This is a genomic window from Paucibacter sp. B2R-40 (assembly GCF_025717555.1).
Lineage (GTDB): Bacteria > Pseudomonadota > Gammaproteobacteria > Burkholderiales > Burkholderiaceae_C > Paucibacter_A.
On sequence record NZ_JAJIRP010000031.1, the window covers coordinates 1 to 758 of the forward strand.

1 pseudogene is annotated in these 758 nt (G+C 61.7%); it reads right to left on the reverse strand.

What is annotated here, in order from left to right:
* Window positions 1–758: pseudogene (locus tag LNV09_RS24620) on the reverse strand (hypothetical protein); the annotation flags it as partial.

Genomic DNA, 758 nt, shown 5'->3' on the forward strand with positions numbered 1-758 from the left:
AGGCACCGACATCGCGCAGGCTGATGCCTGCGCCAGTGATTGTTGCTGTGCCGCCGAAGTTGTTGGCGCTGTCGGTCAGCGTGACATTGCTGCCGGTGGCCGTGATGGTGCTGGTGCCGGTGATGGTCAGCGTGCCCGTCTGGGAGACAGCAGCTCCAGAAGTGATGTTCAAGTTGCCGCTCAGGCTGAGAGAGGGCAGCACAACGGCCGCGTTGCTAAGCTGTATGTCTAGATTGCGTAAGCCGCTCGGCAAGGGCGGTACTACCGCACTTGCATTCGTATTCTTTAGACCTACATCGCGCAAACTCGCGCCATTGACGGTGTTGATGCTCACCAGACCCGCCAAATCATTACTCGCTCCGGCCAGCAAAACATCTTTGGAAGTGCCTGTATCCACGGTGAAGGTGCTGGTGCCCCCCACCGTTAACACACCTGTTGTTGCGACCTGCGTGATGTGCCCGCCGGATGCGACGTCCAGGTTGGCACCGACTGTAGAAGCCGCCAGCACGACGTCATTGGCGTCGCGGATTGCGACGCTATTGGCGCCGGAGTTGCTTACCGCGACTGCGCCGGTGAAGTTATTGGCCGCCTCCGTCAAAGTGATCGCCGCGGCGCCCGCATTCGCGCTGGTGGTGCCGGTAACACTCAGCCCGCCGGCCGCCTGCGTGATTGCGCCACCGTTGGACGAGGCGACCAAATTGCCGCCCACCGTGCCCGTACCCAGGTTCAGCGCCCCCGTCGAGTTGGCATTCAGGTTG